At 61.2% G+C, this 24,708-nt stretch carries 27 protein-coding genes; 15 read left to right on the forward strand and 12 right to left on the reverse strand.

Going from position 1 to position 24,708, the window contains the following annotated elements:
• Positions 1 to 110: 110 nt before the first annotated feature.
• Genes B9Z33_RS04000 through B9Z33_RS04015 form a run of 4 tightly spaced genes read right to left on the reverse strand, consistent with a single transcriptional unit; the run spans position 111 to position 4,337 of the window.
• On the reverse strand, positions 111 to 701 hold the full coding sequence (locus B9Z33_RS04000) for an NTP transferase domain-containing protein (RefSeq protein ID WP_369916362.1): 591 nt from the start codon (positions 699 to 701) through the stop codon (positions 111 to 113).
• Positions 674 to 1,696: an XdhC family protein gene (locus B9Z33_RS04005; protein WP_108285683.1), complete on the reverse strand. Its 1,023-nt coding sequence runs from the start codon at positions 1,694 to 1,696 to the stop codon at positions 674 to 676. The genes B9Z33_RS04000 and B9Z33_RS04005 overlap by 28 nt, the downstream gene beginning before the upstream one ends.
• Before the next feature lie 17 nt (positions 1,697 to 1,713).
• Positions 1,714 to 3,855, reverse strand: a complete 2,142-nt coding sequence (locus B9Z33_RS04010; protein WP_108285684.1) for a molybdopterin cofactor-binding domain-containing protein — start codon at positions 3,853 to 3,855, stop codon at positions 1,714 to 1,716.
• A 17-nt stretch (positions 3,856 to 3,872) separates the two neighbouring features.
• Positions 3,873 to 4,337, reverse strand: a complete 465-nt coding sequence (locus B9Z33_RS04015) for a (2Fe-2S)-binding protein (RefSeq protein ID WP_108285685.1) — start codon at positions 4,335 to 4,337, stop codon at positions 3,873 to 3,875.
• 298 nt (positions 4,338 to 4,635) lie between these two features.
• Here B9Z33_RS04015 and B9Z33_RS04020 point away from each other — a divergent pair, with 298 nt between their 5' ends.
• The 5 genes from B9Z33_RS04020 to B9Z33_RS04040 all read left to right on the forward strand — a co-directional run bounded on the left by B9Z33_RS04020 (position 4,636) and on the right by B9Z33_RS04040 (position 9,734).
• On the forward strand, positions 4,636 to 5,583 hold the full coding sequence (locus B9Z33_RS04020) for an SMP-30/gluconolactonase/LRE family protein (RefSeq protein WP_108285686.1): 948 nt from the start codon (positions 4,636 to 4,638) through the stop codon (positions 5,581 to 5,583).
• 121 nt (positions 5,584 to 5,704) lie between these two features.
• Positions 5,705 to 6,862, forward strand: a complete 1,158-nt coding sequence (glcE, locus tag B9Z33_RS04025; protein WP_108285687.1) for a glycolate oxidase subunit GlcE — start codon at positions 5,705 to 5,707, stop codon at positions 6,860 to 6,862.
• An 11-nt stretch (positions 6,863 to 6,873) separates the two neighbouring features.
• Positions 6,874 to 8,124 carry a glycolate oxidase subunit GlcF gene (glcF, locus tag B9Z33_RS04030; protein WP_108285688.1) on the forward strand — a complete coding sequence of 417 codons (1,251 nt, stop codon included), beginning with the start codon at positions 6,874 to 6,876 and terminating at the stop codon, positions 8,122 to 8,124.
• Between the two features lie 45 nt (positions 8,125 to 8,169).
• On the forward strand, positions 8,170 to 8,514 hold the full coding sequence (locus tag B9Z33_RS04035; RefSeq protein ID WP_108285689.1) for a hypothetical protein: 345 nt from the start codon (positions 8,170 to 8,172) through the stop codon (positions 8,512 to 8,514).
• Positions 8,511 to 9,734, forward strand: coding sequence for a type II toxin-antitoxin system HipA family toxin (locus B9Z33_RS04040; protein ID WP_108285690.1), 1,224 nt, complete (start codon positions 8,511 to 8,513; stop codon positions 9,732 to 9,734). Before B9Z33_RS04035 ends, B9Z33_RS04040 begins: the two co-directional genes overlap by 4 nt.
• Here B9Z33_RS04040 and B9Z33_RS04045 read toward each other — a convergent pair.
• From B9Z33_RS04045 to B9Z33_RS04060, 4 genes are read right to left on the reverse strand one after another with little or no spacing between them, the layout of a single operon-like run.
• On the reverse strand, positions 9,729 to 10,682 hold the full coding sequence (locus B9Z33_RS04045; protein ID WP_108285691.1) for a GlxA family transcriptional regulator: 954 nt from the start codon (positions 10,680 to 10,682) through the stop codon (positions 9,729 to 9,731). The genes B9Z33_RS04040 and B9Z33_RS04045 overlap by 6 nt on opposite strands.
• Complete coding sequence (locus tag B9Z33_RS04050; protein WP_233252723.1) at positions 10,670 to 11,602, reverse strand: EamA family transporter; 933 nt, start codon at positions 11,600 to 11,602, stop codon at positions 10,670 to 10,672. Before B9Z33_RS04050 ends, B9Z33_RS04045 begins: the two co-directional genes overlap by 13 nt.
• Positions 11,599 to 11,862, reverse strand: coding sequence for a DUF1272 domain-containing protein (locus B9Z33_RS04055; RefSeq protein ID WP_108285693.1), 264 nt, complete (start codon positions 11,860 to 11,862; stop codon positions 11,599 to 11,601). Before B9Z33_RS04055 ends, B9Z33_RS04050 begins: the two co-directional genes overlap by 4 nt.
• A gap of 19 nt (positions 11,863 to 11,881) precedes the next feature.
• A complete protein-coding gene (locus tag B9Z33_RS04060) occupies positions 11,882 to 12,442 on the reverse strand; it encodes an isochorismatase family protein (protein ID WP_108286147.1) in 561 nt (186 codons plus the stop codon).
• A 186-nt stretch (positions 12,443 to 12,628) separates the two neighbouring features.
• On the opposite strand from B9Z33_RS04060, the gene B9Z33_RS04065 reads away from it, so the two are divergent.
• The 4 genes from B9Z33_RS04065 to B9Z33_RS04080 are packed head-to-tail and all read left to right on the forward strand — an operon-like array spanning position 12,629 to position 14,730.
• Entirely contained in the window at positions 12,629 to 13,006 is a 378-nt protein-coding gene (locus B9Z33_RS04065) for a VOC family protein (protein ID WP_108285694.1), read from the forward strand.
• 45 nt (positions 13,007 to 13,051) lie between these two features.
• Positions 13,052 to 13,756 (forward strand): YafY family protein, encoded by a 705-nt coding sequence (locus B9Z33_RS04070; protein WP_108285695.1) that lies wholly within the window; start codon positions 13,052 to 13,054, stop codon positions 13,754 to 13,756.
• Between the two features lie 12 nt (positions 13,757 to 13,768).
• Positions 13,769 to 14,230 (forward strand): GyrI-like domain-containing protein, encoded by a 462-nt coding sequence (locus tag B9Z33_RS04075; RefSeq protein ID WP_108285696.1) that lies wholly within the window; start codon positions 13,769 to 13,771, stop codon positions 14,228 to 14,230.
• Positions 14,227 to 14,730, forward strand: coding sequence for an EVE domain-containing protein (locus B9Z33_RS04080; RefSeq protein WP_108285697.1), 504 nt, complete (start codon positions 14,227 to 14,229; stop codon positions 14,728 to 14,730). Before B9Z33_RS04075 ends, B9Z33_RS04080 begins: the two co-directional genes overlap by 4 nt.
• A gap of 6 nt (positions 14,731 to 14,736) precedes the next feature.
• Here the strand turns inward: B9Z33_RS04080 and B9Z33_RS04085 are convergent, their stop codons facing one another.
• From B9Z33_RS04085 to B9Z33_RS04100, 4 genes are all read right to left on the reverse strand, one after another.
• On the reverse strand, positions 14,737 to 15,219 hold the full coding sequence (locus B9Z33_RS04085; RefSeq protein ID WP_108285698.1) for a glutathione peroxidase: 483 nt from the start codon (positions 15,217 to 15,219) through the stop codon (positions 14,737 to 14,739).
• A 69-nt stretch (positions 15,220 to 15,288) separates the two neighbouring features.
• Entirely contained in the window at positions 15,289 to 16,077 is a 789-nt protein-coding gene (locus tag B9Z33_RS04090) for a hypothetical protein (RefSeq protein ID WP_108285699.1), read from the reverse strand.
• A gap of 51 nt (positions 16,078 to 16,128) precedes the next feature.
• Entirely contained in the window at positions 16,129 to 17,025 is an 897-nt protein-coding gene (locus B9Z33_RS04095; protein WP_108285700.1) for a DMT family transporter, read from the reverse strand.
• Between the two features lie 14 nt (positions 17,026 to 17,039).
• On the reverse strand, positions 17,040 to 17,675 hold the full coding sequence (locus B9Z33_RS04100; RefSeq protein WP_108285701.1) for a DedA family protein: 636 nt from the start codon (positions 17,673 to 17,675) through the stop codon (positions 17,040 to 17,042).
• A 307-nt stretch (positions 17,676 to 17,982) separates the two neighbouring features.
• On the opposite strand from B9Z33_RS04100, the gene B9Z33_RS04105 reads away from it, so the two are divergent.
• The 6 genes from B9Z33_RS04105 (at position 17,983) to B9Z33_RS04130 (ending at position 24,694) form a co-directional block, all read left to right on the forward strand.
• On the forward strand, positions 17,983 to 19,308 hold the full coding sequence (locus tag B9Z33_RS04105) for an esterase-like activity of phytase family protein (RefSeq protein WP_108286148.1): 1,326 nt from the start codon (positions 17,983 to 17,985) through the stop codon (positions 19,306 to 19,308).
• Positions 19,309 to 19,402: 94 nt separating this feature from the next.
• Positions 19,403 to 20,497 (forward strand): alanine racemase, encoded by a 1,095-nt coding sequence (alr, locus tag B9Z33_RS04110; protein WP_108285702.1) that lies wholly within the window; start codon positions 19,403 to 19,405, stop codon positions 20,495 to 20,497.
• A gap of 288 nt (positions 20,498 to 20,785) precedes the next feature.
• Complete coding sequence (locus B9Z33_RS04115; protein ID WP_199220299.1) at positions 20,786 to 21,757, forward strand: thiamine pyrophosphate-dependent dehydrogenase E1 component subunit alpha; 972 nt, start codon at positions 20,786 to 20,788, stop codon at positions 21,755 to 21,757.
• On the forward strand, positions 21,748 to 22,722 hold the full coding sequence (locus B9Z33_RS04120; RefSeq protein ID WP_108285703.1) for an alpha-ketoacid dehydrogenase subunit beta: 975 nt from the start codon (positions 21,748 to 21,750) through the stop codon (positions 22,720 to 22,722). Before B9Z33_RS04115 ends, B9Z33_RS04120 begins: the two co-directional genes overlap by 10 nt.
• 158 nt (positions 22,723 to 22,880) lie before the next feature.
• The gene (locus B9Z33_RS04125; protein WP_108285704.1) at positions 22,881 to 23,399 is read left to right on the forward strand and encodes a TRAP transporter small permease; all 519 of its coding nucleotides are present in this window, start codon (positions 22,881 to 22,883) and stop codon (positions 23,397 to 23,399) included.
• A complete protein-coding gene (locus B9Z33_RS04130; protein WP_108285705.1) occupies positions 23,396 to 24,694 on the forward strand; it encodes a TRAP transporter large permease in 1,299 nt (432 codons plus the stop codon). Before B9Z33_RS04125 ends, B9Z33_RS04130 begins: the two co-directional genes overlap by 4 nt.
• Positions 24,695 to 24,708: the final 14 nt, after the last annotated feature.

The raw sequence follows: 24,708 nt of genomic DNA on the forward strand, positions 1-24,708 counted from the left end.
GTGTTGTGGGCTTTCTTATCTCGTCAACACAAAGCCCCTTTTCAAGGGCTTTGTCTTTGGCGTCGCCAGCGGTGGCCTGCAGGGCAAGACCACGCCGTGCCGCGCCACATTCAATCAGGGTGGCGGCTGTGCCAGATGTGTGCCGCGTGGGCCAGGGTCTGCGGTGTGTCCACATCCAGAATGCAGCCCATGTCTTCCAATTCCAGCGTTTGTGCAGCGTGGCGCTGCATGACACTTTTGGCGCCTTGATCGCCAGACAAAGCCAGCAATTCATCACGGCAGACCTTGCCAAAACCCACTGGGTGGCCGCGCTGCCCATTGACCAATGGCACGACCACGGTGTGGGTCTGCAAGGCCTGTGCAACGCACCGCAGTGTGTCGGCCTGGATCAAGGGCAAGTCCGCTGGCAGGATGAGCCAGCCATGCGCGTTGGCCGTGGCCGCCACGCCGATGGCAATGCTGGTGCCCATGCCCTGTTCATGCAAGTGCGCGGTGTGCTCGGGCTCCACAACATGCCAAGGCAGGTCGCACGCTTGCACGGCAGACATGACATGTTGCTTCACGGTCTTCGGTCCCATCGGGGCATCAAGCTTGTGCTGCAGGCCCCCGGCAGCGCGAAAACGCGCGCCCAGGCCTGCGGCCAGAACGATGACAACGGGCAGGCTTGGCAAACTCAAACGGCGCAAACAGGGCTGCGCCAATCGGTGCGCGCATGGGCCTCTGCTGACAAGGTGAGCATGGCGTCAGAGGCACCTTTGTTTTTGACTTGCACGATCTCTGCAATGATCGACACCGCAATTTCTGCAGGCGTTTTGGCGTCCAGGCGCAAACCCACCGGCCCATGCAAACGAGCCAATGCTGGTTCCCTCAGGTCAAAGTGTTCTGCCAAGCGTTGCTTGCGCGCTTGCTGGTTGCGTCGGGAACCGAGTGCACCGACATAAAACGCACTGGAGTTGAGCGCGGTCAAGAGCGCCATATCGTCCAGTTTGGGGTCGTGGGTCAGCGCCACGATGGCGGTATGCGCATCCGGTTGAATGGCCAACACTTCGTCGTCCGGCATGCCCGCCAAATGGGTCACGCCGGGCAGACTCCAGCCCGCGGTGTATTCCTTGCGGGGCTCGCACACCAGCACGTCAAAGTCGAGCATCTGCGCCATTTGCGCGACCGATTGGCTCAACTGTCCAGCACCGATCAACAGCAGCCGCCAGCGTGGGCCAAACAAGGTGGTCAAGGTGCTGCCATCAAATGCCAAGGCTTCGCTGCGTTGGGCATCGCGCAATTGAACGCTGCCGTCGCGAAGCGTCAGCGTACGAGCCACCAGCTGGTGCGCGCTGGTGCGTTGCAAAACCTGCTCGATCCAGTGGGTGTCAAAAACAGGCTCCTGCACCAGTCGCAATGTACCGCCGCAAGGCAAGCCAAAGCGCGTGGCTTCTTCTTTGGTCACGCCATAAGCCACCATCGACGGGTGTTTCAAATTGGCGTATTCGCCAGCCCGGATGCGTGCAATCAGATCGTCTTCCACGCACCCCCCCGAGACCGAGCCACTGACACCACCATCGTCCCGCACGGCCAACAAGGCACCGGGTGGCCTGGGGGCGCTGCCCCAGGTTTCCACCACAGTGACCAGGGTCACGCCGTGACCGGCCTGTTTCCAGGCCAGCACGTCGGACAGGACACGAAGATCCAGGCTTTCCATGCGATCTCCAGTGGTCTTCAGGCTGTGCGCAACGCGTCTGCCGTGATGGGCAGACGGCGAACACGCTTGCCCGTCAACGCAGCGACTGCGTTCGCAATCGCGGGTGCGGCCACCGCAGTACCCGGCTCGCCAATGCCGCCTGGCTTTTCGGTGCTCTTGACCAGCACGATGTCGATCTGGGGCGACTCGTACATGCGCACAGGCTCGTAGCTGTTGTAGTTGGTCTCTTGCACGCGGCCATTCGTCATGGTGATCTGGTGCTTGAGCACCGCACCCACACCGAACACGATGCTCGACTGCAACTGTGCTTCCACCGTGTCGGGGTTGACCATGTGGCCTACGTCGGCGGCCACGGTGACCTTGTGCACGCGCACGCTGCCGTCCTTGTTCAGACTGACTTCCGCGACTTCGGCCAAGTAGCTGTCATAGCCTTCCATCAAGGCGATACCGCGTGCGCGGCCCTTGGGCAATGCCTTGCCCCAACCGGCTTTTTCGGCGGCGAGTTTCAGCACATTGGCGAAACGCGGTTTGCCAGCCAGCATTTTCATGCGGTAGGCATAGGGGTCTTGTCCTGCCGCCTTGGCCATCTCGTCCACGAAACTTTCGTTGGCGAAAGCGTTCATGCTGTGGCTCACGGCGCGCCAGTAACCCACACGCACACCGGTGTCGTGGATCACCAGATCGTGCTGGCTGTTGGGGATGTTGTAGCCCGTCACGGCGGCTTCGGCCATGAACGGGTCCAGCGTGTCCTTGGGCAGGCCGAATGCACGTTGCGTGACCGACTGTGAGGCCACCTTGAAGTGCATGGCGACCGGCATGCCGTTGGCATCCAGACCGGCCTTGAGCTGGTTCACACCAACAGGACGGTAGTAGTCATGCATCATGTCTTCTTCGCGGGTCCACAAGAGCTTGACGGGCTTGCCCACCGCTTTGGAAATCTCAGCCGCTTGCACGATGAAGTCCAACTCCAGTCGGCGACCGAAGCCACCACCCAAGTAGGTGGTTTTCAGTGTGATGTCTTCGGGCTTGACCTTCAGGGCGGCAGCCACAGCACCTTGCGCACCTTGCTGGAACTGGGTGGGGCCAATCAACAGCACCTTGTCGCCTTGCACATGGGCCGTGAAGTTCATCGGCTCCAGCGGCGAATGCGACTGCATGGGCGAGACATATTCGGCTTCGAGCACTTTGGCTGCACCTTTGAGGGCAGCGGCCACGTCGCCTTGCGGTTTGGTGATCTCGATCACTTTGCCGGACTTGGCGGCCTGGCGTGTGCCCTCAATGATCGATGCATCGCTCAAGGCTGCACCAGCACCTTCGTCCCACTGCACCTTGACGGTTTCAGAGGCTTTCTTGGCGCGCCACCAGGAGTCGGCCACCACGGCCACGCCGTCGCTGATCTGCACCACGGCCTGCACGCCGGGCATGCCTTTGGCTTGCGTGGCATCAAAGCTCTTGACCTTGCCACCGATCACGGGGCACTGCTGCACGGTGGCGTACACCATGCCGGGCAATTTCACGTCAATGCCGAATTCGGCTGTGCCATTGGTTTTGGCGGGTGTATCCACACGCGGGGTGCGCTTGCCGACCAAGCGGAAATCTTTCGGGTCTTTGATGGGTGGTTTTTCCGGTACCGGGAGTTTGGCTGCGGCAGCCGCCAAAGAACCGTATGTGGCTGTTTTGCCATTGGGTCCATGCACCAAGCCTTTGTCGGCTTTGATTTGGCTGCGGTCCACATTCCACTCGGCGGCGGCGGCCGAGATCAGCATTTCGCGCACTTGGGCACCTGCCACGCGCAGCTTTTCCCAGCTGCCACGCACAGAGGTCGAGCCACCCGTGATCTGGGCGCCCAGCAAAGCGTTCACATAAGCGGCACCGGGCGGCGCATCGACCACCTTGATCTGGCTCAGCTCCACGTTGAGCTCTTCAGCTACCAGCATGGGCATGGAGGTGTGCACACCTTGGCCCATTTCGGAGTGGGCAACCAGGATGGAGATGGTGTTGTCGTCTGCAATGTGCACCCAAGCATTGGGCGTGCTGACGGTGCCAGCGGCCATGGCTTGGCCCAAAGTGCCAGGCAGATGCAAGGCCATCAGCAAGCCGCCGGAAGCAGCGGCACCGGCTTTCAGGAACGAACGGCGGGAAGTTTTTGTATCGATCATGTGGGGTCTCCGGCTCTTCAGGCTTTGCGCATCGTGGCGGCTGCATCCTTGATGGCAGCGCGGATACGGGGGTAGGTGCCGCAGCGGCAGATGTTGCCGCTCATCGCGTTGTCGATGTCGGCATCGCTCGGATTCTTGTTCTTGGCCAGCAAGGCAGAGGCACTCATCAGCTGGCCCGACTGGCAATAACCGCACTGGGGCACATCGTGCTTGATCCAGGCCACTTGCAGTGGGTGGGTGTTGTTCTTGGACAGGCCTTCAACGGTGGCGACCTTTTTGCCAGCGACCGTGCTCAGAGGGGTTTGGCAAGAGCGCACGGCTTGACCGTCCACATGGACCGTGCAAGCACCACACAAAGCAGCACCGCAGCCAAATTTGGTGCCGGTCATGCCCAGCTCATCGCGCAGCACCCACAGCAGCGGGGTGTCGGTTTCGGCGTTGGCCTGTGCAGGCTTGCCATTGACTTGGAAATTCACGCTCATCAAGGTCTCCTCAAAAATCGGGTTGTTATGAACCATCGGCAGGCTACACCTTCCACCAAATGCGTCCGATATGTCCCCCACACAAACCCTGAGCACCGTCGTTTTTCTTCTCTTATTTGCAAAATGAGACACCTTCTGTGTCTTTTTTGTCCTATGCAGGCATTTGCATAGTGGGCGACGCCTGCTTCCATGAGGCCGCGGGTTCTTTTGGGGTACACCGCTGGCGCGCGTGGCCATTTGCCGGTTGGCGCATGCAAAATCGTTGCACTTCCAAGATTTATACAGACATCCTGCCCTTATGACCCTCAGCTCTGCGCCGCATTGGACCGCCATCACGACCGAACCCGACGGGCTGAGCGAATCGCCGTTTTGGCACCCGCAAGAGCAGCGCCTGTATTGGGTGGACATTCCCGGGCGTCGTGTGGCGCGTGTGACGGTCGATGGTTTGCAGGCCCAAGGTGCGGTGGATTATTGGCCGCTTCAAGAAGAACCCGGTTGCATTGCCCCCGTGCAAAGTGGCGGCTTGGTGCTGGCGTTGCGCAGTGGCATTTACCTGGCGCGGGAATGGGGCGGCCCTTTGCAACTGCTGGCCCCAGCGCCTTATGACGCCACGCGCTTGCGCTTCAACGACGGCAAATGCGACGCGCAAGGACGCTTCTGGGCGGGCAGCATGTACGAACCCAAAGACCAGGCACTGGGCGTGCTGTATGCACTGAATGGCAAGGCTTTGCACGACAAAGCCTGCGGCGCGACCACAGCCAATGGCCTGGCTTGGTCGCCCGATGGCCAAACGCTGTATTGGTCGGATACCGCATCGCACCGCGTACGCGCCTGGGACTTCGACCCGGTCACGGCCAGCTTGTCCAATGAGCGCGTGTTTCACCAGTTTCCGATCAAACCCACCGGCTGGGTGTGGGGTGATGCGAACGCCCCTGGATCCACCCCCGTCTATGGCGGGCGGCCCGACGGGGCCACGGTGGACAGTGAGGGTGCCTACTGGTCTGCCCAATACGAAGGCAAACGCCTGGTGCGCCTGTCGCCAGCTGGCCAAGTGTTAGCGGTGTTCGAAACGCCCGTGCAATGCCCGACCATGCCCTGTTTTGGTGGCCCAGATCTCAAAACTTTGTTCATCACCAGTTCGCGCCAAGGCCGCAGTGCGGCTGAACTGGCGCTGTACCCGGGGTCCGGCTGCATCTTTGCCGTACGGGTGGATGTGGCGGGTTTGCCGGTGAACTTTTACCGCTGATCGCGCGCACCACAGAGGCTGGGGTGCATCGCTTGGCGATGACTGTTCACGAATTTCCCACAACCCACCCGTTAAAAATCTTCACGCACCCGCCAGAGGCCGGGGGTTACCATCCTTGCCCATGGAAGCTCAACTCAATTCCCTCATCGACGCCGTGCGCCAGGCGGGTGCGGATGGCCACGTGCTGCGTTTGCGTGGTGGTGGCAGCAAGGATTTTTGGGGCCAAAGCCTCACGGGCGAGGTGCTGGGCACCCGCGCTTACCGGGGCATCGTCAGTTACGAGCCCAGCGAGTTGGTGGTCACGGTGCGTTGCGGCACGCCGCTGGCCGAGCTGGAAGCTGCTTTGGCCGAAAAAGGCCAGTGTTTGGCGTTCGAGCCGCCTCATTTTGGCCCCGGCGCAACCGTCGGCGGCATGGTCGCTGCCGGACTGAGCGGCCCGGCCCGCGCCACGGCGGGCGCTGTCCGCGACTACGTGTTAGGTGCCCGCTTTATCAACGGTTTGGGCGAGCACCTGACTTTTGGCGGTCAGGTCATGAAAAACGTGGCCGGCTACGACGTGAGCCGCCTCATGGCCGGCAGTTGGGGCACGCTGGGCCTGATCACCGAGGTCAGCCTGAAGGTTTTGCCCGTGGCCCCGGCCGAGGCCACGCTCATGTGCGCGGGCTTGCCGCAAAAAGCAGCGCTCGATTTGCTGCACCGTTGGGGTGGGCAACCCTTGCCCTTGAACTCCAGCGCCTGGGTGCGCGACACCACGGCCCAGCCGGTGGCCGATTATTTGTTTGTGCGTTTGCGTGGCGCGGTGGCGGCGGTGCAGTCGGCCACGGCCCGAATGGGTGCCGACGCCCAGGCTTTGGGTGCGCAAGTGACCTTGATGGACAAGGCCGAAGCCACGCAAGACTGGCGTGCCAGCGGTGAGCAAACCCTGCAGTTTTTTGAGGCTCCTGCGCCCGACGCTTGCTTGTGGCGCCTGTCGGTGCCGCAAACCGCACCTGTGCTGGATGTGCCTGGCTTGGACCATCCTTCCCAATACATCGAGTGGCAAGGCGCGCAGCGCTGGTTGTGGGCCCCGGCCTCTGCGGCCGTGGCTTTGCGTGAACTGGCGCAATCGGTGGGTGGTCATGCCACCTTGTTCCGAGCCAGCTCCGCCCATGCAGAGGTCGACAAAATTGCGGGGGTGAACACCCCGCTCGACGCCGTGCAGCAACGCGTTCAGCAGCAACTGCAAAAACAGCTCGACCCGAAAGGCGTGTTCGCCACCGGTCGCTTGCACCCCCTCTGAGGCGAATCGTCATGCAAACCAACCTCGCCCCCGAATACCAAAACACCCCCGACGGCCTTGAGGCCGAAGCCATTCTGCGCAAGTGCGTGCACTGCGGCTTTTGCACCGCCACTTGCCCCACCTACCAACTGCTGGGCGACGAGCTGGACGGCCCGCGTGGCCGCATCTATTTGATGAAGCAGGTGCTGGAAGGTGAAACGCCCACCCGCAAAACCCAGATGCACCTGGACCGGTGCCTGACCTGCCGCAACTGCGAAAGCACATGCCCCAGCGGCGTGCAATACGGCCACTTGGTGGACATCGGCCGCAAGCTGGTGGACGCCAAAGTCGAACGCCCCGTTGGCGAAAAACTGCTCCGCTGGGCGCTCAAAGAAGGCCTGCCTTCGCCCCTGTTTGCGCCCGCCATGAAGATGGGCCAAATGGTGCGCGGCCTGTTGCCCGAGAGCCTCAAGGCCAAAGTGCCCGCGCCGCAAAACGCCGGTGCCTGGCCCACCCGCACGCATGCGCGCAAGGTGCTGATGCTGGCCGGTTGCGTGCAGCCGAGCATGAGCCCCAACATCAACACCGCCACCGCCCGCGTGCTCGATGCCGCTGGTATCCAGACCGTGACGGCTGACAAAGCGGGTTGCTGCGGCGCTGTGAAGTTCCACCTCAACGACCACGACGGCGGCAAAGACCACATGCGCGCCAACATCGACGCCTGGTGGCCTCTGGTGGAGAGCGGCGACGTCGAAGCCATCGTCATGAACGCTTCGGGCTGCGGCGTGATGGTCAAGGACTACGGCCATGTGCTCAAAGACGACCCGCAGTACGCCGACAAAGCCGCCCGCATCGGCGCGCTGACGCGCGACCTGAGCGAACTGCTGCCCGAGCTGGTGCCACTGCTCAAATACAAGCTCAAACCCGAAGCGCTGCAAGCCGCAGGCCTGCAGGCCTACCACCCGCCCTGCACGCTGCAACACGGCCAGCAACTCAAAGGCGGCGTGGAAAAGCACTTGGGCGATTTGGGTTTCCAGATCAAGGTCACCGCCAATGAATCGCACCTGTGCTGCGGCTCAGCCGGCACCTACAGCGTGCTCAACCCGGATCTGTCCAAGCAGTTGCGCGACCGCAAGCTGGGCCATCTGAATGCGCTGGAACCCCAAGGCGTGCTGAGCGCCAACATCGGCTGCATCACCCACCTGCAAAGCGGCAGCGGCAGCGGCCTGCCGGTCAGGCATTGGGTGGAGTTGGTGGATGAGGCGCTGAATAAGACTTCTTGAAAAATCAAAACAACACAAAAATTAACTTCTGTTAAAGTTTGTGTTATGCCAAAGCCATCTCTAGCTGCCGACCAACTGCCCGCATCCGCAGCCAAAGCGCTGCGGGATTTGGGTGAAAACCTCGCGCTGGCACGTCAGCGCCGCAAGGAAAGTCTGCGCGCTTGGGCCAGTCGCATGGCGGTGTCGGTGCCCACACTCATCCGCATGGAAAAGGGCGACCCGTCGGTGGGCATGGGGGTGTACGCCACGGCGCTGTGGCTCATGGGCCGCCACGCGGCCCTGCCTGAAGTAGCCGCTCCGGCGCAAGACCTGAACGCGTTGGAGCAAGACATCGAGGCGGTACGCCAGCGCGGTCGGCGCATGTCGCGCAAGCCGGAGGAACTCACATGAGCTATGAGCCCCAGGACAGCATGAGCTTGTGGTGGTTGGGTGATGCGGCATCGCCCCAGCGGATTGGCACATTGAGTTTGCAAGACCAGCGCCGCAAAGTGGCCCTGAGTTATGAGCCCGAATGGATGGCATCCCCGCAAGGCTTTGCTTTGAGCGAAGACTTGCCTTTGCAGAGGGGCTTGTACATCCCAGCAGAGCGCGACACGGCTGCCGGAGCTGTGGACGATGCCCGCCCCGACCAGTGGGGTGAACGCGTCATCCGTTTGATCGAGCGGCCTGCACGCTTGTCCTTGCTGGAATATTTGTACTTTGCTGGCGATGACCGCTTTGGGGCTTTGGGTATTTCCTTGAAAGCCGATGTCTATGTGCCTGCGATCACCGCTGCCTTACCCACATTTGCGGGGCTGGGTGAGATGCATCAGGCCGTTCAGCGGGTGATGGCCGGTGATGCGGTCAACGAGCAGCAGCGCCGGTTGCTGCAACCCGGCGTGAGCATGGGCGGGGCACGGCCCAAGTCCTTGATGCAAATCGATGGCGCGTCCTGGGTGGTCAAGTTTTCTGAGGGCGGTGAACTGGATTCGCCTTTGATCGAACACGCCAGCATGCAGCTGGCCCGCCGTTGTGGCATCCAGACAGTCGATACGCTGGCCTTGCCTTTGCCGAAAGGCCACGCAGTGGCGGTCAAACGTTTTGACCGTGAGGGCACCATGCGCTTGCATGTGATGTCTGCCCATGTTGCCCTGCGGGCCGCTGGCGAGGCCATGGGCTATCCCGAGTTGGCTCAGCTCATTCGCCGCCTCGCGCACCCCGATCAGGTGCGTGCGCAGCAGCAAGAGTTGTTCAGGCGCATGGTCTTCAACATCCTGATCGACAACACCGACGACCACGAAAAGAACCACGTACTGTTGCGGGGTGCGGATGGCTTCTATGGCTTGTCACCAGCCTTCGATGTATTGCCTGCCGTGCAAGGCTTGGGTTATCAGCAAATGCGTGTGGGCGTGCGGGGCCACGAATCCAGCGTGGTCAATGCGCTGTCAGAGGCGCGGGCATTTGGCCTGACGGACGCTCAGGCCCGGCACATGGTGGCTGAAATGGCTGGGCATGTGACGACATGGAAGGCGCTGTTCAAAAGCTTGAATGTGTGCCCTGCGGACATGGATGTGTTGGCGCAGTATCTGGACGGGCCGCATTTGAGTGAACAGCGGCGCGCGACTTTATGAAATGCGCGATGTCCACCTCTGCCAAACCCGCCTGAAATCCCGAGCCGAAGAAAAACCGCAGGCTTCGGCCAGTTGTTCTTGTGTCAGGGCCGGATGGTGTGCCAACAGCTCTTGCGCCCGTGCCATGCGCAGTTGTTGCTGGTAGTCCACCACGCTGATGCCGGTGTGTTGCATGAACAGGCGCGACAAATGGCGGGGACTCACGCAGGCCGTGTCGGCCAGCTCGGCCAATGACCAGCGGCGGGCCGGGTCCTGACTCAGGCGGTGAGCGATGGCGTCTTGCGCCTGGTGGACGGCCGGGTGCATGTGGTTGCGGTGCGCCAGCCAAGGTGACAGCTGTGGATCATTCGGACCACGTCGGGTGTACATCACCAGCCTGCGCGCCACTTGGGCGGCCAGTGCAGCGCCGGCCACCTGTTCGACGATGTAGAGCGCCAAATCAATGCCGGTGGTGATGCCCGCGCTGGTCAGCACCTGCCCGTCATCCACAAAAATCCGGTCGGCTTGCACTTGCGCAGTGGGGGCCAGGGTTTGCAGGTCGGCGATCAGGCTGTGGTGGGTGGTGCAGCGCAGGCCATCCAGTCGGCCCGCCATGGCCAGCAGCAAAGCACCTGAACAAATGCTGGCCAGACGCGTGTCGGACTGTGGTGCCGTTTGCAACCAGCGCACCACTTGCCGGGCTGCTGGGGTGGCGTAGTCTTCGCGCTCGTGGCTGTTGCCGGTGATCAGCACCAGGCTGTTTGGCGGCAGCTGTGCGGGCAGGGGTGCCAGCCCACCCAGCTGTGTGCCCAGCGATGTGGGCACATCGGCCAGCGGCCCGCAGGTGTGCAGCGTGAGCGGCGCGCCCATGTCACGTGCCATGCGCAGTGCCTCGGCCGGGCCGGCGTAGTCGAGCATCAACACGCCGGGCGTGATGACCAGATAAACCGACAGATTCAGGTTTTGCATGCCCAGCGCTTCAGCAAAGCTTGGAGCAGGGGCTGTCCAAACACGTTCATCAGCAGGCCCAGCATGAGCAAAGCGCCACCGGCCCAATGCAGTGGGCCCAGCGCCTCGCCAAACACCAGCCAACCGGTGCTTAGGCCCACCAGGGGCACCAGAAGGGTGAAGGGGGCCACGCGGTGCGTGGGGTAGCGGCTCATCAAATAGGTCCAGAGGCCGTAGCCCAGCAAGGTGGCCATGCCGGCCAGATAAGCGACAGCGGCCAGCGTGCCCGCCGTCAAATGGGTGAGCGATTGCACGATGGCCTCGGGCCCCTCCAGCCACAGCGACAAACCCAGAAACGGCAGTGGCGGCACCAGGCTAGCCCACACCACAAACGCCAATTGGTTCATGGGGCCGTATTGGCTAACCAGCCGCGTGACGATGTTGCCGCAGGCCCAAGACAGTGCCGCCAACAGCGTGAGCCCAAAGCCCAGTAGCGGCAAGCTGGCCCCTGAGGCCAGCGTCCCATGCGCCACGCCAATCAGCACCAAACCGGCCAAGGCCAGCAAGAGGCCCGCCATCTGGTGTGCTTGCCATTGCTCGCGCAGCCACCAGCTGGCCAGCAGCAAGGTGAAAAACGATTGCGACTGCAACACCAGTGACGCCAGCCCCGAGGGCATGCCCACATGGATGGCGCTGAACAAAAACGCAAACTGCCCCAGCGAAATCGTCAGGCCATAAGCCAGGTACCAGCGCAATGGCACACGTGGGGCCTTGAAAAACAACACAGCCGGAAACGCCGCCAACATGAAGCGCAGCGCCCCCAGCAGCATGGGCGGTACACCGACCACGCCGACTTTGATGACCGCAAAATTCACGCCCCAAACCACGATCACTAGCAAGGCCAGTGCCAAGTCTTTGGGGCGCATGGGCAGAGCGCTCATGCTTTGTGCTCGGTGCTGACTGCTGGGCAGCCTTGGGGCTTGAACACCCGTTCGGTAGAGGCTGGGTTCTTGGTCAGCTTGGACGCAGGCCGCACCGGACGGCGCACCAGCTCACCTCCGCAGTTGGGGCAGTGGCCTTGCAAGCGCGTGTCAGTGCAATCAGCACAAAACGTGCATTCAAAGGAGCAGATGCGTGCATCGAGCGCCGCAGGCGGCAGGTCGCGGTTGCAGCATTCACAGTTGGGGCGCAGTTGGAGCATGGTGGTGTCGTGCAGAGTTTCAGAGGCTGGACAGACAAGTATCCACTGTGACGATGCGCGCAAAGCGATCGGCCAAGACCAGCTCGGTGCGCGTGGTGATGTCTTGGGCGCTGAAAGTCTGGTCTGTGCCCGCGTGCGTCATGGGAAAAGTCAGGGTCGCCTCGGACACAAAGTCCACCGCATAGCCCACGTCCGAGCCGACCCGTGCTGTTGTTTCGCAGCACTGCTCGGTACGGATGCCGCTGATGATGAGGCGCTGCACGCCGTGCCTGCGCAACCACAAATCGAGCCCGGTGTCGGTGAAGGCGTTGTGCGTGTGTTTGGTCAGGGTGACGGCGGGATCGCCGGGCAGCCAGTCAAAGGGCCGGACAAGACCAGACGCCACTTGGAACGGTGCATCGTCGTCTACATGCAGAATGTGAACCACAGGCACCTGGGCCTTGCGGCACCCGGCTTCCAGCCGGAGCAACGACTGCTGAAACGGCGTCACATGGCCCAAAGACCAGTAGGGCATGTGCATGAACGATTGCTGCACGTCGATGACAAGCAGGGCGGATTGGGGTGTTGAGGTGTGGGTCATGGCAGGCATGTGCAGTGGATGGACATGCAGCCATTGTGCGAACAGGGCCAGACATTGGACAGGGCTAGGCCAGACCAAGATGGGACAAAAAAGGACAAGCCTCCTGACACCCCGTTGTCAGTACCCCTCAGGCAAAGTCCTTCCCAGTGCACAGACGGTCTGCGCACATTCAGGGAAAAAGAAAAAATGAAAAAAGTGATCGACTGGTTTGAAATTCCGGTGAGCGATGTGCCGCGTGCGCAGGCGTTTTACGAAGCGGTGTTGCAAACCACCTTGCACCGTGAGCGCTATGCCGGGCCGGGCATGCAGATGGCGGTGTTTCCGGGTGAAGGCGATGCCGTCAAAGGCGCGCTGATGTCGGGGCATCCGGCTTTGCAGGTGGGGGGGTGTGGCAGCTTGGTGTACTTGCATGCGGGGCCATCGCTCGATGCGACCTTGCAGCGCGTTGAGGCGGCGGGTGGGCGGGTGCTCATGGGCCGCGTGGCCTTGCCCGAGGGGCTGGGTTTCATGGCGCACATGCGCGATGTGGATGGCAACCGCGTGGGGCTGCATGCCTATGCGTGATCAGCCTAAACTGCCGACCTTTGCCTGCCCTTGGATGGATTGACCATGCGCCGCGCTGACCGCCTTTTCCAGATCGTTCAACTCATCCGTGGACGCCGCCTGACCACGGCCCAATGGTTGGCCCGGCGGCTGGAGGTGTCCGAGCGCACGGTTTACCGCGATGTGGCCGACCTGCAATACCAAGGCGTGCCCATTGAGGGTGAGGCCGGTGTGGGTTACCGCCTGGGTGAAGGGTTTGACTTGCCACCGCTGATCTTCACCCCGCAAGAGGCACAGGCCCTGGTGGTGATGACGCGGGTGGCGCAGCAGTGGCTGGACCCGGCACTGGCCCGCGCCAGCGAGTCGGCTTTGTCACGCGTGCTGAGTGTGTTGCCCCCAGACCAGCGTCATGCCGCGCAACACACGCCGGTGTATTCACCCCCGTGGGGCCTCACGGCCGAGCAGCAGCCGCACTTGCAACTTTGGCGCGAAGCCACACAGGGCCTGCACAAGCTGGCGCTGGTATACAACGATGCGCAAGCGCGCACGAGCGAGCGCACGGTGTGGCCCTTGGGCAGTTTTTTCTGGGGCGCAGTCTGGACTTTGGTGGCCTGGTGCGAAAAGCGTCAGGCTTTTCGCAGTTTTCGCCTGGACCGCATCCAGTCGGTGACGGCATTGGCGGACACGTTCAAGTTGTCTGCTGGGCAACGGTTGATGGACTATCTGCGCCAGCAAGGCGTGGACCCACAAGCCTTGGCGGATGGACGATGACAAGGAGTTTTCATGAAAGTGATTGAGATCAATGGGTTGACAGTGCAAGGTCTGGTCGTGCGTACGCGCAACGCAGACGAAGCGCAGCCTTCTACCGCACGCATCGGCTCTCTCTGGGCCGAATTCGGTCAGCAGATTACCCCTCGCCTGGCACCTGGGGCGCTGGCGTATGGCGTTTATCACCACTACGAATCGAACGCCGATGGCTTTTTTGATGTGCTGGCAGGAGTCGATGCACAGTCGCCCCCCTTGGGGGATGCGCCTGAGCTGACTCGTGTGGACATCGCGAATGGCCCGTATCTGGTGTTTGAATCGCACGGTGCCATGCCCCAGGCGGTGATCGAGGCCTGGGGGTGTATCTGGCGCTACTTTGCTGATCCCCACTGTTTGTATCAACGGGCGTACACCACGGATTTTGAGCGTTACCAGGCCGATGGGCAGATCGACATTTGCATCGCTGTGCTGCCGTCATGAACTACTGGATCGGTGTGGTCAGCCGTTCGCATGTCCTGTGCGGGGTGGCCGGCGGTTTTGCGCAGATGAACCACGGCAAGCAGGCCCCGCTCAAGCGCATGAATGCGGGCGATGGCCTGGTTTATTACTCACCGCGTGAGGCGTATCCCGATGGTGCGCCTTTGCAGGCGTTCACCGCCTTGGGTTTCATCCGCACGGGCGATGTGTATGCGCACGACATGACGCCCGATGGCGTGCCGGGGTTTGTGCCTTGGCGCATCGATGTGGACTACCAGACGGTGCAAACTGCCCCCATCAAGCCGCTGATTACGCAACTGGACTTCATCACCGATAAGACACACTGGTGTGCCGCATTTCGCTTCGGACAGGTCAAGACCAGTGAGGCTGATTTCAGGCGAATTGCTGAGGCCATGGGTTGTGGCGAGGTGCCAGCAGCCGTTTCTGCGTCGTCGACATGGGAGATTGAACGGAGTCTACCAGTGCAGGCAAAGCTGTTTTAAGCCGCCTTAGCCCGCCAGCGCCGCCTCAATGTCCTTGGCGATCTTTTCGGGTGCGTCCTGCGGTGCGTAGCGCTTGATCACGCGCCCGTCTTTGCTCACCAGGAACTTGGTGAAGTTCCATTTGATGGCCTTGCTGCCCAGAATGCCGGGCGCTTCCGCCGTGAGCCATTGGTAAAGCGGGTGGGCACCGTCGCCATTGACCTTGATTTTGCTCATCATCTGGAAGCTCACGCCGTAGTTCTTTTGGCAGAAGTTGGCGATCTGCGCATCGTCGCCAGGGTCCTGGCTGGCGAACTGGTTGCACGGGAAGCCCAGCACCACCAGGCCTTTGTCGCCATAAGTTTTGTGCAGTTTTTCCAGTCCGGTGAACTGGGGCGTGAAACCGCAGGCGCTGGCGGTGTTGACGATCAACATCACCTGGCCTTTGTATTGGCTCAGGGGGACGGGCTGGTTCTCGATGCTCTGGGCTTCAAAATCGTAGAGGCTCATGAAATTCTCCGTCTGAGTGGGTGGCAAAAGAGCTGGTGCGAAACTTGGGGCCATGAACGACCGAACGGATCAGTTCTGTGATCCAAAAACAAACTGGTCAATGGCCGTATAGGCCTCTTCAGCTGCGCCGTAAAACATGTGAAAGCCTGAACCGCAAGGGTTGAGTGGCTGTGATTCACCACCCTTGATCAAGACGTAGGCGGTCTTCAATGGGTTGGATTTTTGCTGTTGGTCGAAGACGGCTTTTGCTCTGGCTGGCATGGACTTGGGGCATTGTTCTTTTTCGTGAGCCAAAAAGAGTATGGGTAATTTGGTTTTTTCGTTAAAGTCTGCGCCACTGCGACCCGAGCTAAAAATCGCACCGGCAATCAGATCTTCCCTCTGATTTTTTTGCAGCATCTTGTAAAACTCCGTGATGCTGACGGCGCCGTTGCTGTGCCCCATGATCCAAACGGGCAAGGCGTATTGCTCCTTGAAGTGGCGCACAACGCTCTCGATGCGGAGCAAGTGCTCGCTGCTTTGACGTGCAGTGGGGTAGTCTATTCCGGGCAGGTTGACCGGGGAATCAAATACCACCACATTGAACGCGCCGCGGGTTAACTTGGGGTCACTTAACGGCTTGAGTGTGTTGCCGTAAAAGCCTCCCAAATTGGTACGGTCGGGGGTGATTCCCAGTCGCCCTTCACCACCGGGAATAAAAATCAATGTGGCTTTGGCTTGTTTGGCTGGCCATAAAAAATTGAGCGTTGGCGCATCACTGAACTGAATGCTCTTTTCTTTGAACTCGACGCTCACCACCTCTGATTGAGCCGATGTGTGCGCCATGAACACGATCCAAAAAGCCAAAATTTTCAGCATAGATTTCCAATCAAGCGATGGGGCTGACAACAACCATTTGACTGCGGGTCCTCAGTCAGACCGATGACCCGGTATGCCCACGGAAAGCAGGGCTGCCAGCAAGATCAGTGACCCACCCCACAACGTCCGGCTTTCCCAGTCCGACGCGCCGAGCATGACCGATGACACGCTGGCAAACAGCACCTCGGACAGCATGACCAGCGCCGTGGTGTGTGCTGCCAGGCGGGCCGCACCGTATTGCAGTGCCAGGTTGCCCAGCAAGAACGACAGGCCCAGCAAGGCGACATAGGGCAGCCAAGCCCAAACGGGGGCTTGGCCGGGATGAACGACCCCAGTGGCCAGACCGATCAGGGCCGCCAGCGTGGCCATGACCGCCCCACCGCCAAACATGGCCAGTGTGCGCGATGCGCTGGGGGTGTCTTTGAGCTTGAGCAGCAAGGCATTGGTCACGGCAAAAGTGAAGCCGCTCACCAGTGCCAGCACATCGGCCAGGCTTTCTGGCACAGGCCAGGGTGTTTCGGGCGTTTTGAGCACGATGAACAAACCTGTCAGCGCCAGCGCCAAGCGCACAAGCGCCATGCGGCTGGGTTTTTCATCCAGGAGCCACCAGGCGATGAGCACCGACCAAGCGGGCATCAGGTAAAAAAGCAAGACCACGCGCACCACGTCGCCCACCGTGACCGCCCAGTTGAAGCCGACGTTGGTCAGCCCGGAAGCCAACAAGAGAACCCACAAGCCAGGATGCTGCCGCCAGCTGATCCGTTGGCCTGTTTTCCAGAGCCACAAGGCGATGGACACAAACACAAAGGCGTAAACCAAAGCCGTGGCCCACAGCGGGTGCAGACCTTGGGCTTCGAGCTGTTTGAAGGGCCACCAGCACACGCCCCAGGCAAAAGCGTTGAACAGCAGTCCGGCTACAGCCAGACTTTTGGGGGAGGTTTGGCCCATGCGGGAAGGGCGTGTCAGGACAGATCGTTGGGCGTGTCTGTGGCTGCAGCGCTTTGGCGCTTGCGCCACCAGCGCCAGCCCAGCCAAGCTACACCCAAGCCCAGCAAGGCAAAAATGCCGTGTTGGAACTGGCGCAGAACGGCGAACATCCAGTCCCAGTTTTGTGCGCCAAAGTAACCCAGGTACACCCAGATCGGCACGCTGATCAGGGCGGCAAAGCCGTCCATCAGAAACCAGGTCGGGAAAGTCACTCGGTGGCTCATGCCGGCGGAAAAGAAAACCGGGGTGCGCAGGCCGGGCAGGAAGCGGGCCACGAACATGACCCATTTGCCGTATTTGTGGAAGGCGTCTTGCGCGCTGGCAAAGCGCTCGGGGGTCAGAATTTTGCGAAAACCAGGCAAGCGCGAGATGCGCTGGCCGTACAGGCGGCCCAGGGTGAACATCATGCCGTCACCAATCATCACACCCGCCATGCCCACGGCAAACATGGTGTGCACGTCGGCGTGGCCCAGCCCGGCGATGACGCCGCCGGTGACCAAAGTCACGTCTTCGGGCACAGGAATACCAAAGCCACAAATCAAGAGCATCACGAAGACAGCCCAGTAGCCGTACTCGGTGAAGATGGGCATCAAAAACTGAAAAACTTCCATGGATTACAAGGTTCAGCCAGCGCCTGAACGGTTCAGGCGGAATGCTCGGGGTTAACAGGCAGCGGGCCAGTGTAAAGCATTTGCAAGCCCCTTCCTGCGTGGGGAAAGGGTGTGTTTACCCGATGGTTTTTGGGTTTTTATGCCGTGTGGCCATCTCTGTTGCTGTGCAGGGTGTGACTTGGTTTTGTCATGGCTGCGTCATGGTGCTGACACGGCCTGTTTTTAAGCTTGGCGGTATCACTTTTCCATGGAGATGACCTTGACCACCCTCTTGCCTCAACGTTTCAACACCACCATCGCGGCCATCATGCTCGTGACCGCAGTGGCCTGGTCTGTGCAAGCGGCGGCTCAAACGTCTTTCCCCGCCACTCTGGCCGGGCATGCCGTGCTGCCTGCCATGAGCCTGATCCCCGCGCCCAAGGATGCCCCGGCCGATTTGCAGGTCAGCGGCAAATTCACCACGGGCCAGCGGGTTGAGAAAATCGGCAGCGTTGAAGGCTTGTCCGCTGGTCGCCCAACTGGCGTGTTTTTGCCCTTCAAGGGCCAGCCCGCACAAGGCCATTCAGGCATCAAACGCATGGCCGACGGCAGCTACTGGCTGCTGACCGACAACGGCGCGGGTGCCAAACCCAACTCGCCGGATTTCATGCTGTACCTGAACCAGTACACGGTGGATTTCAAGTCGGGCCAATTCAAGCGTCTGCGCACGGTGTTTTTGCACGATCCGGACAAAAAAGTGCCGTTTCGCATCGTCCACGAAGGCACAAGAGAGCGTTACTTGACCGGATCAGACTTGGACACCGAGAGCTTCCAGTTTGCCAGTGGCGCGCTGTGGATCGGTGACGAGTTTGGTCCTTTTCTGGTCAAGGCCGATCTGAACGGCAAAGTGCTGGCGGTGTTTGAGACGCAAGTGGACGGCAAAGTGGTGCGCTCGCCAGACCACCCGGCCGTCAACACGCCGTCAGCGCCGGACCAGGCAGTGAAATTCCAAGTTCGCCGCTCCAAGGGCTTTGAAGGCATGGCCGCTTCCAAAGACGGCAGCAAGTTGTATGCACTGCTTGAAGGTGCTTTGTGGGATGAAGCCGCCAAAGCCCCCGAAACCCAAGACGGCAAGCAGTACCTGCGCGTGCTCGAATTTGATGTGAAAGCCGAGAAATGGACTGGCCGCCATTGGAAATATGTGATGGAAGCCAACCACCACGCGATTGGTGACTTCAACATGATCGACGAGACCACGGGCCTGATCATCGAGCGTGACAACGGTGAAGGCACGCCCGACAAGGCGTGCCCTGCAGGAGTCAAACGCACCGATTGCTTCCACGATTTGCCCCAGTTCAAGCGGGTCTACAAAGTCGAGCTGACCGAGGCCAACGTGGGCGGCCCACTGCGCAAGATCGGCTACATCGACCTGATGAACATGCAGGACCCGAATAAGCTCGCTCGTAAGCCGCTGGTGAATGGGGCTTTGAGCTTCCCCTTCTTCACCATTGAGAACGTGGACGTGGTGGACGCCACCCACATCGTGGTGGGCAATGACAACAACCTGCCGTTTTCCAGCAGCCGCGACCCCAACAAGGCCGACGACAACGAGCTGGTGTTGCTGGAAGTGGGTGACTTTTTGAAAGCCCGCTGATCCGGGGCGGTGCAAGGTGGGTCCGCTGAGGACACCACACTTTCAGGACCGGTGAAGCTGGCATACTTCACCGGCTCTTTTCACGTTTGCTCCCATGCCCCGTCCGATACAAGCCACCATCCACACCGCTGCGCTGCGCCACAACCTTGGTGTCGCGCGCCAAGCCGCGCCCGACGCCCAAGCGTGGGCGGTGGTCAAGGCCAATGCCTATGGTCACGGCATCGAGCGGGTATTTGAAGGCTTGCGCGGCGCGGATGGCTTTGCCTTGCTCGACTTGAACGAGGCCGAGCGGGTGCGTGCGCTGGGCTGGCGCGGCCCTATTTTGTTGCTCGAAGGCGCTTTTGAGGCTCGCGACCTGGAGTTGTGCTCGCGTTTGCACCTGTGGCACACCGTGCATTGCGACGAGCAGATCGACATGCTGGCGCTGCACAAGACGCACGAGCCGCACCGTGTTTTCCTCAAAATGAATTCGGGCATGAACCGGCTGGGTTTTACGCCGCAGCGTTACCGCTCGGCCTGGACGCGGCTGAACGCCTTGCCGCAGGTGGACGAAATTTCGCTCATGACGCACTTCAGCGATGCCGATGGCCCCAAGGGCATCGCCGCGCAGATGGCCCGCTTTGAAGAAGCCACCCGCGACCTGCCCGGCGAGCGCAGTGTGAGCAACAGCGCAGCCACCTTGCGGCATGCCCAAGAGCCGGCAGTGAAAGCCGACTGGATTCGCCCCGGCATCGCCGTGTATGGCAGCGCGCCCGACTTTCCCGAGCACAGCGCCGCGCATTGGGGGCTGCAGCCTGCCATGAGCCTGAACGCCCGGGTCATCGCCGTGCAGCATTTGCAAGTGGGTGACAGCGTGGGCTATGGCTCCAGTTTTGTTGCAGATCAGCCCATGCGCATCGGCGTGGTGGCCTGTGGCTATGCCGACGGCTACCCGCGCATTTGCCCAACCGGCACGCCTGTGCTGGTCGATGGCCTGCGGGGCCGCACCGTCGGCCGGGTCAGCATGGACATGCTGACGGTGGACCTGACGGACTTCCCTGATGCGGGTGTGGGCAGCACGGTCACCCTCTGGGGCAAGGCAATCAACGGTACCGTGCTGGGTATTGACAAAGTGGCCAAGGCTGCGAGCACGGTGGGTTATGAGCTGATGTGCGCGCTGGCGCAACGTGTGCCGGTGGTCGTGGACTGAGACGAAATCAAAATGCCAGATGGGCGTGTCATGTCGCCATCCATGGTTTGGACATGGATCCGTGCTTGCGCGGTGTCAATGGCCCATGCTTCGATGGCCAGTGGTTCAGACGCCCGGGCAGACGTGGTCTGTTCAGCTGACCTGTCACCTGCGTGCAAGCATCCATGCTGAATGCCATTAGAGTGGACATTGCCTTGAGAGATCCTGTTTCCGGGGCATTCGCATCACAGGAGACATCGATTGCCCCACATCGCCAAAAAAGACGCATTGGCCAGTTTGTATCTGTGCATGGCCCGCATCCGGGCGTTTGAAAATGCCGCAGAAATCCTGAGCCAGGGCGGCGTCAGCGCCTACAACAAAACCGCCGACGGCAGCGCCAAAGTGCGCGGCCCCTTGCACCTGTCCACCGGGCAAGAAGGCGTGGCCGCTGGCGTGTGCGCCCACCTCACCCCGCGTGACTACCTGACCTCCACCCACCGAGGCCATGGCCACACCCTGGCCAAGGGGGCAGACCTGAGCCGCATGATGTGCGAGCTGTACGGCAAGGCCACAGGGTTTAACGGTGGCAAGGGCGGCTCCATGCACATTGCTGATTTTTCGGTTGGCATGCTGGGGGCCAACGGTGTGGTGGCGGCGGGCCTGCCCATTGCCGTGGGCGCCGCGCACGCCCAGAAATTGCAAAAGCGCAGCGACATCACTGTGTGCTTCTTTGGCGACGGCGCCACCAACCGGGGGCCGTTTCTCGAAGCCCTCAATTGGGCGCAGGTGCACCAGTTGCCGGTGCTCTTTGTGTGCGAAGACAACCGCTGGAGCGCCACCACCGCCAGCGGCCCGATGATCGCGGGCCCCGGCGCCTCGGCGCGCAGCGAGAGCCTGGGCATCGCTGCACACCAGGTCGATGGCAACGATGTGTGGGCCGTTTACGGCAAAGCGGCCGAACTGGTGCAAGAAGTCCGTGCAGGCCAGGGGCCACGCCTTTTGCATGCGCTGACCTACCGGGTCAAAGGCCATGTGTCTGTGGACCTGGCGGCTTACCGCGACCCCCGGGAAGTCGAAAAAGCGCTGAAAAACGACCCGATTCAGAACGCCCGCCGCGCGCTGCTGGCGCTGGGCAGCACCGATGCCGCTTGCGACCAAATGGACCAGCAAGCCCAGGCAGAAGTGCAAGCGGCCATGCAGACCGCAGCCCAAGCGCCCTGGCCCGATGTGACTGCCGCTTACACCGACATCCAGACCACAGGAGAAGGGCAATGGTTTTGAACACGATGAGTTACAGCCAGGCCGCCGTGCTCGCCGTGCAGCGCGAAATGGAAGCCGACGAGCGCGTGGTGGTCATGGGCGAAGACGTGGGCCGCGGCGGCATCTTTGGCCAATACAAAGGCCTGCAACAGACCTTTGGTACGCACCGCATCATCGACACCCCGATCAGCGAAGCGGCCATCATGGGCGGCGGGGTGGGCATGGCGCTGGCGGGCATGCGCCCGGTGGTGGAGATGCGCGTGGTCGACTTTGCCCTGTGCGGCATGGACGAAATCATCAACCAGGCCGCCAAAAACCGCTACATGTTTGGCGGCCAGGGCCGTGTGCCCCTGGTGGCCCGCATGCCCATTGGCATCTGGGATGCCTCGGCAGCGCAGCATTCTCAGTCACTCGAAGCCTGGTTTGCCCACATGCCCGGCCTGGTGGTGGTGTGCCCGGGTTCGGTGCAAGACAACTATTCCTTGCTGCGCGCGGCCATGCAGTGCGGCGACCCGGTGGTCTACATGGAGCACAAGACCCTGTGGGGCCTTGAAGGCGCGGTAGACGAAAGCGTGCAGGTGCCTTTGGGCCAAGCAGCTGTGCTGCGCCAGGGCGATCACCTGACGATGGTCAGCTGGAGCCGTCAGGTGCAGGTATGCCATGCGGCTTGCGATCAACTGGCGGCTTTGGGCGTTCAGGTCGAGCTGATCGATTTGCGAACCCTCTGGCCCTGGGACCGGGACACGGTGCTCAAGTCTGCTGCCAAAACTGGCCATCTGCTGGTGGTGCACGAGGCGATTCAGGCCGCAGGCTTTGGCGCCGAAATCGCCGCCACCGTGGCCGAAACTTTGGGCGTGCGCGTCAAGCGCTTGGGCGCACCGCGCATCCCGGTGGGTTACGCCCCCGTGCTGGAAACGGTGGCCCGCGTGTCAGCCGGGCAGATCGTGGCAGCGGCGCAGGAATGCCTGAAGCCCGTCACACGCTGAGGGTGTTGCCCACTTGTTTGCGATCAGCTTTCGCCTGCACTCTGCCCGCTTTTCCATGGGGTAATCCCTGTGTCCCCGGCGCGCTTTAGGGCTTGTTCGAGAGGCTTGTGAATGGAAGGGCCATGGTAAAGTGAATTTCCAAATTTTGGTTGATTGATATGACCCATTTGCACGAGCAACCGCCCGCCGAGGCGGCTTCTGAAGAACCTGATGAGGCCACTCGTGTGCCTCTGAAAATCGAAGACTGGCTCACGGTGATTGTGATGGGGCTGCTCTCGCTCATCACTTTTGCCAATGTGCTGGTGCGCTATTTCACGGACCAATCCTTTGCTTGGACGGAGGAGTTCTCGGTCTTCCTGATGATCGTGCTGGCGCTGGTGGCGGGCTCGGCCTCGGTGGCCCGCAACCGGCAAATCCGCATCGAATACTTTGCCGACAGTGGCTCGGAAAAACGCCAGCGTGCGCTGGCCCGCTTTGGTGCGTTGATGGTATTTTTGCTGTTTGCCCTGATCGCGGTGCTCAGTGTGCGTGTGGTCTGGGACGACTTCCGCTTTGGTGAAACTTCGCCAGGCATTGGCGTACCGCAGTGGTGGTACACCATCTGGTTGCCGGTCTTGTCGGTGGCCATTTCCGGTCGCGCCTTGGGGCTGTTCATCCGCCGGGGGCGTCAGCCATGATCCCGACCCTCCTGTTTGTTGCCTTCGTGGTCATGATGCTGATGGGCGTGCCCATTGGTGCCGCTTTGGGTTTGGCCGGTGCCGCTTGCATTGCCCTGGCCAACTCGGACGCGCAGTGGTTTGGCCTGCTGGCTGTGCCGCAAAATTTTTATGCTGGTCTGGGCAAATACCCGCTGCTGGCCATTCCCATGTTTGTGCTGGTGGGCTCCATTTTTGACCGCTCGGGCGTGGCCCTGCGCTTGGTCAACTTTGCTGTCGCCATCGTCGGGCGTGGCCCCGGCATGCTGCCTTTGGTGGCGATTGTGGTGGCCATGTTCTTGGGCGGCATTTCGGGTTCTGGCCCGGCCAACGCGGCAGCGGTGGGCGCGGTCATGATCGCCGCCATGTCACGTGCCGGTTACCCGGCAGCGTTTTCGGCCAGCGTGGTCGGGGCAGCGGCAGCCACCGACATTTTGATTCCGCCTTCGGTGGCCTTCATCGTGTATTCGGTGCTGGTGCCCGGCGCCTCGGTGCCTGCGCTGTTTGCAGCGGGCATGATCCCTGGCGTTTTGGCGGGCATTGCCCTGATCGTGCCCACCGTCTGGATGGCACGCAAACACAAGATGGGCGCTCATGAGGCGAGCTTGCCACGCCCTGAATTGTGGAAAAGCTTTGTCGAAGCCACCTGGGGCCTGGCTGCGCCGATCTTGATTTTGGGCGGGATGCGTGCTGGTTGGTTCACGCCCACAGAGGCGGCGGTGGTGGCGGTGTTTTACGGCTTGTTCGTGGGCATGGTCATTTACCGCACCATCAAGATGCGTGACCTGTTTGTCATCCTGAGGGAGTCGGGCGAGCTGTCGGCTGTGATCTTGCTGGTGGTGTCGCTGGCGGGTATTTTTGCCTTCTCGCTGTCCACGCTGGGGGTCATTGACCCGATCACGAACGCCATCGTCAATTCAGGCCTTGGCGAGTATGGCGTGCTGGCACTGCTTATCCTCATGCTCATCACCGTGGGCATGTTCCTCGACGGCGTGTCGATTTTCCTGATTTTTGTGCCGCTCTTGTGGCCCATTGTGCAGTTCTACAAATGGGACCCGGTCTGGTTTGGGGTCATCCTAACGCTCAAAGTGGCACTGGGCCAGTTCACCCCGCCTTTGGCCGTGAACCTGATGGTGTCTTGCCGCATTGCCGGTGTACGCATGGAAGAGACTGTGCGCTGGGTCGGCTGGATGCTGTTTTCGATGTTCCTGGTCATGCTGGCCGTGATTGCCTGGCCCGAGCTGGCTTTGTGGCTGCCACGTTACCTGGGTTACTGATTTTCATTTTTCAA

The sequence above is a fragment of the Limnohabitans sp. T6-20 genome, from assembly GCF_003063505.1.
Lineage (GTDB): Bacteria > Pseudomonadota > Gammaproteobacteria > Burkholderiales > Burkholderiaceae_C > Limnohabitans_A.

Coding starts and splice junctions, on each gene's coding strand:
- B9Z33_RS04005 (WP_108285683.1), bottom strand. CDS start 1,696: ATGGAAAGCCTGGATCTTCGTGTCCTGTCCGACGTGCTGGCCTGGAAA.
- B9Z33_RS04010 (WP_108285684.1), bottom strand. CDS start 3,855: ATGATCGATACAAAAACTTCCCGCCGTTCGTTCCTGAAAGCCGGTGCC.
- B9Z33_RS04015 (WP_108285685.1), bottom strand. CDS start 4,337: ATGAGCGTGAATTTCCAAGTCAATGGCAAGCCTGCACAGGCCAACGCC.
- B9Z33_RS04020 (WP_108285686.1), top strand. CDS start 4,636: ATGACCCTCAGCTCTGCGCCGCATTGGACCGCCATCACGACCGAACCC.
- glcE (WP_108285687.1), top strand. CDS start 5,705: ATGGAAGCTCAACTCAATTCCCTCATCGACGCCGTGCGCCAGGCGGGT.
- glcF (WP_108285688.1), top strand. CDS start 6,874: ATGCAAACCAACCTCGCCCCCGAATACCAAAACACCCCCGACGGCCTT.
- B9Z33_RS04035 (WP_108285689.1), top strand. CDS start 8,170: ATGCCAAAGCCATCTCTAGCTGCCGACCAACTGCCCGCATCCGCAGCC.
- B9Z33_RS04040 (WP_108285690.1), top strand. CDS start 8,511: ATGAGCTATGAGCCCCAGGACAGCATGAGCTTGTGGTGGTTGGGTGAT.
- B9Z33_RS04045 (WP_108285691.1), bottom strand. CDS start 10,682: ATGCAAAACCTGAATCTGTCGGTTTATCTGGTCATCACGCCCGGCGTG.
- B9Z33_RS04050 (WP_233252723.1), bottom strand. CDS start 11,602: ATGAGCGCTCTGCCCATGCGCCCCAAAGACTTGGCACTGGCCTTGCTA.
- B9Z33_RS04055 (WP_108285693.1), bottom strand. CDS start 11,862: ATGCTCCAACTGCGCCCCAACTGTGAATGCTGCAACCGCGACCTGCCG.
- B9Z33_RS04060 (WP_108286147.1), bottom strand. CDS start 12,442: ATGACCCACACCTCAACACCCCAATCCGCCCTGCTTGTCATCGACGTG.
- B9Z33_RS04065 (WP_108285694.1), top strand. CDS start 12,629: ATGAAAAAAGTGATCGACTGGTTTGAAATTCCGGTGAGCGATGTGCCG.
- B9Z33_RS04070 (WP_108285695.1), top strand. CDS start 13,052: ATGCGCCGCGCTGACCGCCTTTTCCAGATCGTTCAACTCATCCGTGGA.
- B9Z33_RS04075 (WP_108285696.1), top strand. CDS start 13,769: ATGAAAGTGATTGAGATCAATGGGTTGACAGTGCAAGGTCTGGTCGTG.
- B9Z33_RS04080 (WP_108285697.1), top strand. CDS start 14,227: ATGAACTACTGGATCGGTGTGGTCAGCCGTTCGCATGTCCTGTGCGGG.
- B9Z33_RS04085 (WP_108285698.1), bottom strand. CDS start 15,219: ATGAGCCTCTACGATTTTGAAGCCCAGAGCATCGAGAACCAGCCCGTC.
- B9Z33_RS04090 (WP_108285699.1), bottom strand. CDS start 16,077: ATGCTGAAAATTTTGGCTTTTTGGATCGTGTTCATGGCGCACACATCG.
- B9Z33_RS04095 (WP_108285700.1), bottom strand. CDS start 17,025: ATGGGCCAAACCTCCCCCAAAAGTCTGGCTGTAGCCGGACTGCTGTTC.
- B9Z33_RS04100 (WP_108285701.1), bottom strand. CDS start 17,675: ATGGAAGTTTTTCAGTTTTTGATGCCCATCTTCACCGAGTACGGCTAC.
- B9Z33_RS04105 (WP_108286148.1), top strand. CDS start 17,983: ATGCTCGTGACCGCAGTGGCCTGGTCTGTGCAAGCGGCGGCTCAAACG.
- alr (WP_108285702.1), top strand. CDS start 19,403: ATGCCCCGTCCGATACAAGCCACCATCCACACCGCTGCGCTGCGCCAC.
- B9Z33_RS04115 (WP_199220299.1), top strand. CDS start 20,786: ATGGCCCGCATCCGGGCGTTTGAAAATGCCGCAGAAATCCTGAGCCAG.
- B9Z33_RS04120 (WP_108285703.1), top strand. CDS start 21,748: ATGGTTTTGAACACGATGAGTTACAGCCAGGCCGCCGTGCTCGCCGTG.
- B9Z33_RS04125 (WP_108285704.1), top strand. CDS start 22,881: ATGACCCATTTGCACGAGCAACCGCCCGCCGAGGCGGCTTCTGAAGAA.
- B9Z33_RS04130 (WP_108285705.1), top strand. CDS start 23,396: ATGATCCCGACCCTCCTGTTTGTTGCCTTCGTGGTCATGATGCTGATG.